At 36.9% G+C, this 946-nt stretch carries 1 protein-coding gene; it reads left to right on the plus strand.

Translation table 11 applies throughout. From position 1 onward, the window contains the following. Positions 1-28: 28 nt before the first annotated feature. On the plus strand, positions 29-229 hold the full coding sequence (locus tag B2X72_RS00390) for a heavy metal-binding domain-containing protein (RefSeq protein ID WP_115049168.1): 201 nt from the start codon (positions 29-31) through the stop codon (positions 227-229). Positions 230-946: the final 717 nt, after the last annotated feature.

The following is a 946-nucleotide window of genomic DNA, read 5'->3' on the forward strand; positions in this document are numbered from 1 at the left end:
ACCTTGCCCGATTGAAAAGTAGTATGCCATGATAGTAACCACGACCAATTCCATCGAAGGGAGGGAGATTTCACGATATAATGATCCAATAGCAGCCAATGTTGTCATCGGCGCCAATATCTTTAGCGAAATAGGAGCGAGCTATGTAGATTTCTTTGGCGGTCGCTCTACCAGTTATGAGAAGAAGATGCATGAGATGTACAAGCGTGTTACTGAAACGCTCAGGTAACGTGCACAGGCAATTCGTGCTGATGTTACTATAGGGCTTAAGGTTGATTTCGACGAAATCTCAGGTAAGGGGAACCTGCAATTTATCTAACGGTTATGAAGTATAAAATTTAGAGCCAACAATCATTACAAATACAACCAAGATATGAATACGCAATTGACAATGACTGTCCTCATGACAATATTAACTCTGACCAGCCTCGGACAAAATAATGATCATAAATCTGTACATAGTTCTGCAGATAAGGTTTTTATAAAATCATTGGAAGAAAGGCAAATAGGAAAAGTAAGTATTATATTTCTTTACCCACATTTTACGCTTTAGATGAAACCAATGGAGAAGATTTTTCCATTTATCATTTTCATCCTGTCGACACTACAAATCACACTGGTTTTTCGGGCGGTTTTTATTTTGGTAATCATCCTCGTCAATTTCCAGCTAAAAATGAAAGTTGCAGAACAGAGACGCGGAAAAGTGAAATGTTTGATCAAAATGTTAACTGGACGATTTATAATTGTAATGGAGACTATTCAGTTCAAAGCATAATGGATAGTAAAAGTGGCGAGGGGCGGAATGAATTGCTTCACATTTTTGGCCATGCAAAATCGAATAAAAATCTCGACAATTTACTGTTTATTGTTACTACAATGAAAAAAAAGGATTAATATCAGCAGATACTAAAATTTGTCGTGGGCCGATTGAATTTTTGATGATAAC

This window comes from Sphingobacterium sp. UBA7253 (assembly GCF_002472745.1).
Taxonomy (GTDB): Bacteria; Bacteroidota; Bacteroidia; order Sphingobacteriales; family Sphingobacteriaceae; genus Sphingobacterium; species Sphingobacterium siyangense.